Origin of the sequence: Brevundimonas sp., assembly GCF_032107865.1 — a bacterium.
In the GTDB taxonomy this organism is placed as follows: Bacteria; Pseudomonadota; Alphaproteobacteria; order Caulobacterales; family Caulobacteraceae; genus Brevundimonas.
Genome location: NZ_DAMCNG010000217.1, coordinates 1 through 4,248, shown reverse-complemented (window position 1 = coordinate 4,248; position 4,248 = coordinate 1). Strand labels below are relative to the sequence as shown.

Here is a 4,248-nt window from a genome sequence, read left to right as displayed (position 1 = left end):
GGGCGGGTGGCGACCAAGCCGATTCCGGCGTCGCCCGCGGTCTGAAGCAGGTGGCGCGTCGCTTCCTCCCGCTGGCCGGGCGGCAGCGGGCGGGACCGATCAGGCTCGACCACCAGGGCGATGGCGAGTTTGTCGGCCGGAGAGGGCGGAACGGCGAATCTCACACCGTCACTTTCGCCGTCAAAGCTTAAGGGAGATTGACTGAAATCAACGCCGTTGGTGAATGAAGACGCTTAATCCGCGTCCGGCTGGTTTTCCGGCAGGGCGGCAATGAAGGCCGGATGCGCCTCGGCCCGCGCCTCGATCTCCAGCAGGCGCGGAAAGATCGCCAGATCGACGTTGAACCGCCGCGCCGAATAGAGCTGCGGCATCAAGTAGCAGTCGGCCAGGGTCGGCGCGCCGCCGAAGCACCAGCCCTCGCCGTGACGCACGACCAGAGCCTCCAGCGCCGTGAAGCCGTCGATGATCCATTGACCGGCCCAGGCGTCCACCCCCGCCTGATCGGCGCCCAGACCGCGCACCGCCTTCAGCACCCGCAGATTGTTGAGCGGATGGATGTCGCAGCCGATCACCGCCGCCATCGCCCGCACCTGGGCCCGGCCCGCCGCGTCGCGCGGCAGCAGGGACGGCTCGGGATGGGTCTCCTCCAGCCACTCCAGAATGGCGGGGCTCTGGGTCAGCACCAGGCCGTCGTCGGTCTCCAGCGCCGGAACCAGGCCCTGCGGATTGAGCCGGAGATAGGCGCCGGACTTCTGGGCGCCCGTGCGCAGATCCAGCGCCGCCTGTCGATACGCGATCCCCTTGAGATTGAGGGCGATGCGGGTGCGATAGCTGGTGCCCGAGCGCCAGTAACCGTGCAGGATCATGATTGCACCGTGAAGTTGAGCGGCGGCAGGCCGCTGATGATCGCCTCGACCCGATCGCCGCGCTGGAGGGCGCCGACGCCTTCGGGCGTGCCCGTGAAGATCAGGTCGCCGGGTTGCAGCGCCCACAGCTCGGACGCCTTGGACAGGACGCCGTCCACGTCCCAGATCATGTCGGACAGGCGGCTGGACTGGCGGACCTCGCCGTTGACATTCAGCTCAATCGTCGCGTCGGACGCGGGCGGCGTCAGGCTGAGCGCGCCGCAGGGCGCCGACTGGTCGAAGGCCTTGCCCGCCTCCCACGGCCGCCCCTTGGCCTTCGCTTCGGCCTGAAGATCGCGCCGCGTCAGATCGACGCCGACGGCCCAGCCGACCGGCCGGGCGTCCGCGCCCAGGGCCACGACCAGCTCGACCTCATAATGCAGGTTCTGCGTCGCCGACGGATAGGCCGGGTCCGCGCCGTCCACGACCAGGGCGTCGCCCGGCTTGGCGAAGAAGAAGGGCGCAGGCTTGTCGGGATCGGCCCCCATTTCGCGGGCGTGGGCGGCGTAGTTCTGGCCCACGCACAGGATGCGCCGCACGGGCAGGCGGCGCGCCTCGCCTTCGATCGGCAGGGACGGCGTCGGGGCGGGCGGGAACAGCCATTGGGTCATGACGCCTGTTCTAGAAGCGTCGCGCGCGCCGCGCCAGATGGCCGCATCCGCGACCTTCGCACATGCTGCATTGCAGGAACCTTGATCGTCGGTGTGGCGTTCCGGGCAGGGCTTCTCTATTTAATCGTCAAGCTTACACAAGGAGCGGAGCGCGCATCATGGCCACGTCCAAGGCTCGTGAAGACATCAAGAACGACCTCAAGACCCTGAAGGAAGACCTCAAGACGGGCGCCCGCGAGGAAACCCAGCGTCTGAAGGAAAAGGCCTCCGAGGCCGAAGCCCGCCTGCGCGAGCAGGGCGAGGAGCTGCGCGAGAAAGCGCGTGGCTATTACGACGACGCCAAGGTGCGCGGTCGCGAGTATTACGACGACGCCGCCGAGAAGTTCGACGAGGCCCAGCGCTATGTCGTCGAGCGCGTGCAGGAGCGTCCGATCCAGTCGACCGCCATCGCGCTCGGCGTCGGCGTCGTCCTGGGCCTGCTGCTGGCCGGGCGTCGGCGCTGATGATCGGGCGGGGGCTCATCAACCGCGCGGTGGCGACTTTCGTCGCCGCCGGCGCGGCCTTCGTGGCCATGGTCGCCCTGGGGGCCACGGTCTACTATCTGCTGCTGCTGGTCGTGCCGCCTCTGATCGGCGCCGCCCTGACCGCCCTGCTGTTCGCCCTGATCGCGGCCATCGTCGCCCTGGTCTTCGTGCGACGGGCGCATGGTGACGACGAGGACGAGGAGTACGACGAGCCCGAGGGCCTCGGCGTACGAGCCTTCCGGCTGTTCCAGCAGCGTCCGATCCTGGGCGCCGCGGCGGCTTTGGCGGGCGGCTTCATCTTCCTGCGCAACCCGGCGCTGGCCACCATGGTGGCGGCCGCCTTTACCGAGAAAAGCAGAGTCCGAAACCGGCGCTAAAGGAACAGCCAAGCCTCCGAGGCGTTGTTTCAAGCAAGCGACGTTATCGACGGGAGAGGTCGAAAGCGCGCTCCCGTCAACACTTCTCGGAGGGTTCGCCTATGCTTCGTTGGGCTATTATTTTCTTTATCATCGCCTTGGTCGCGGCTGTTCTCGGCTTTGGCGGCATCTCGGGCATGTCGTTCGAGATCGCCAAATTCATCGCCATCATCGCCGTTATCCTGTTCGTCGTCTCCCTGTTGGTGGGCGGCCTGAGGGGGCGCGGCGGACCGCGCATCTAGCCGAACGGCCAGACACTGAAATCAGGGCCGCGACCATGGCGTCGCGGCCCTTTTTCGTGATTGAAACCTGGAGCCGTCAGGCGCGGCGGCGTGGAAGCCGCCAGGTCTGGTGATCGGCGAAGCGGCGCCCGTCCCAGGCCACGGCCGAGACCGTCACCGTCTCGGCGTCCCATTCGATGCGGTTGAAGCTGGGCGGCGCCCCGCGCTCGCGATGCGACAGCGTTCCGCAGCCGACCGCATAGGAACAATGATCCCCCACCCCGATCGGCAGGGCGAAGGGCACATGGACATGGCCCGTGACGATCAGATCGACGCCCGCCTCGGCGAAGATGCGGGCCGCGCGCTCGCCGCGCTTGACCTCCCCCGTCATGGGGGCGCCGATCATCTCGATGAGCGGGTGATGGCAGGCCAGGACGCGCAAGGCCCCACCCGGCGCCTGACGCAGGGCCTCGGCCGCGCGGCGCGTCTGGTCCAGATCGATGACGCCCTTCGACCAGTTGGGCCGCGCCTGCCAGCCGCGCGCCGTCGTCACCCCGCGCACCATCAGACCCTCGCGACGGAACTGATGGTCATGCGCCGGATGGCCGGTCGCCCGCTCGAACGCCCGCCAGGGCCAGAACAGCCGGGCCAGCACGTCCCAATAGGGCACGTCGTGATTGCCGACGGTGACGAAGACCGGCTCGGGCAGGGCGCGGATCCATTCGCCCGCCGCCGCAAACTCGCGCGGATAGCCCCTCTGGGTGATGTCGCCGGTGATCAGGATCAGGTCGGCCCCGGCCGCGTGGGCGTAGTCGGCCGCCGCCGCCACCGCGTGTTCATGCTCGCATCCGAAATGAACGTCCGAGAACTGAAGGACCAGACCCACTAGACGCTGTCCCTGCCCGCCGGAGGCTTGGGCGCTAGAGCCATGAAGGCGCGGGATACGAATTTCACCGAGGTCTCGCGGCCCAGCAGCATCGGCTCGCCGTCGATCACGGCGGGAATGCGCGAACGGGCCTCGACCTCGATCTTGCGCGCGCCGCGGGTGGTGACGGTCGGATCCTGGCGCCAGTCGTCGAACAGGGCGTGGGCGGCCAGGCGGAAGGCCTGGGCCGCGTCGGCGGTGTTCATGGCCGCCGCCTCCAGCCCGTCGCACTTGACCATGGCCTTGGAGATCAGCGGGGTGATCAGCACCAGGGCCTCAGCCTTTTCCCGCGACCCGCCGTCCAGCGCATAGCGCACGCGGCCCGAGAAGGCCTTCTTCAGCGCCCGACGGCCATAGGTCCAGGCCATCTTCAGCTTGCCCTCGCGAATGGCCTCGCGCGCCGGGGCCCACAGGGCGGGCGAACCCAGGATGGCGGCGCAGTAGAAGGCCTCGCCCTCGACCTCGCCGCCGGAGACGCACTGGGGCGCGCCTTCTTCCAGCGCCAGCCGAAGCGCCGCCTTCCAGTCCGCCGTGCCGTACAGGGCCTTGGGCAGCATGTTCATGGTGCCGCCGGGCAAGGGGGCGATCAGCGGCCCCTCCGGCCCGGCGCGAGCGGCGACCGCGCGCGCCGTCCCATCGCCCGCCA

General features: G+C 69.0%; 7 protein-coding genes. 3 read left to right on the top strand and 4 right to left on the bottom strand.

Annotated features, from left to right (window positions below; genetic code table 11):
- Positions 1-233 precede the first annotated feature (233 nt).
- Complete coding sequence (gene maiA / locus RT567_RS14105) at positions 234-866, bottom strand: maleylacetoacetate isomerase (protein ID WP_313576907.1); 633 nt, start codon at positions 864-866, stop codon at positions 234-236.
- The gene (locus RT567_RS14100; RefSeq protein ID WP_313576906.1) at positions 863-1,516 is read right to left on the bottom strand and encodes a fumarylacetoacetate hydrolase family protein; all 654 of its coding nucleotides are present in this window, start codon (positions 1,514-1,516) and stop codon (positions 863-865) included. Before RT567_RS14100 ends, maiA begins: the two co-directional genes overlap by 4 nt.
- Before the next feature lie 158 nt (positions 1,517-1,674).
- Between RT567_RS14100 and RT567_RS14095 the strand changes: the two genes are divergently transcribed.
- The 3 genes from RT567_RS14095 (at position 1,675) to RT567_RS14085 (ending at position 2,698) form a co-directional block, all read left to right on the top strand.
- The gene (locus RT567_RS14095) at positions 1,675-2,019 is read left to right on the top strand and encodes a glycine zipper domain-containing protein (RefSeq protein WP_087141844.1); all 345 of its coding nucleotides are present in this window, start codon (positions 1,675-1,677) and stop codon (positions 2,017-2,019) included.
- Positions 2,019-2,417: a hypothetical protein gene (locus RT567_RS14090; protein WP_313576905.1), complete on the top strand. Its 399-nt coding sequence runs from the start codon at positions 2,019-2,021 to the stop codon at positions 2,415-2,417. The genes RT567_RS14095 and RT567_RS14090 overlap by 1 nt, the downstream gene beginning before the upstream one ends.
- A gap of 101 nt (positions 2,418-2,518) precedes the next feature.
- The gene (locus RT567_RS14085) at positions 2,519-2,698 is read left to right on the top strand and encodes a DUF1328 domain-containing protein (protein ID WP_003166483.1); all 180 of its coding nucleotides are present in this window, start codon (positions 2,519-2,521) and stop codon (positions 2,696-2,698) included.
- 76 nt (positions 2,699-2,774) lie between these two features.
- On the opposite strand, the gene RT567_RS14080 is transcribed toward RT567_RS14085, so the two are convergent.
- Positions 2,775-3,563 (bottom strand): metallophosphoesterase, encoded by a 789-nt coding sequence (locus tag RT567_RS14080; protein WP_313576904.1) that lies wholly within the window; start codon positions 3,561-3,563, stop codon positions 2,775-2,777.
- Positions 3,563-4,248, bottom strand: a 686-nt coding sequence (locus RT567_RS14075) for a diacylglycerol kinase family lipid kinase (protein WP_313576903.1), incomplete at its 5' end; no start/stop codon positions are given. The genes RT567_RS14080 and RT567_RS14075, both read right to left, overlap by 1 nt.

Excerpts from the sequence above, each read along its gene's own strand:
- RT567_RS14095 (WP_087141844.1), top strand. The coding sequence starts at position 1,675 with ATGGCCACGTCCAAGGCTCGTGAAGACATCAAGAACGACCTCAAGACC.
- RT567_RS14090 (WP_313576905.1), top strand. The coding sequence starts at position 2,019 with ATGATCGGGCGGGGGCTCATCAACCGCGCGGTGGCGACTTTCGTCGCC.
- RT567_RS14085 (WP_003166483.1), top strand. The coding sequence starts at position 2,519 with ATGCTTCGTTGGGCTATTATTTTCTTTATCATCGCCTTGGTCGCGGCT.
- RT567_RS14100 (WP_313576906.1), bottom strand. The coding sequence starts at position 1,516 with ATGACCCAATGGCTGTTCCCGCCCGCCCCGACGCCGTCCCTGCCGATC.
- maiA (WP_313576907.1), bottom strand. The coding sequence starts at position 866 with ATGATCCTGCACGGTTACTGGCGCTCGGGCACCAGCTATCGCACCCGC.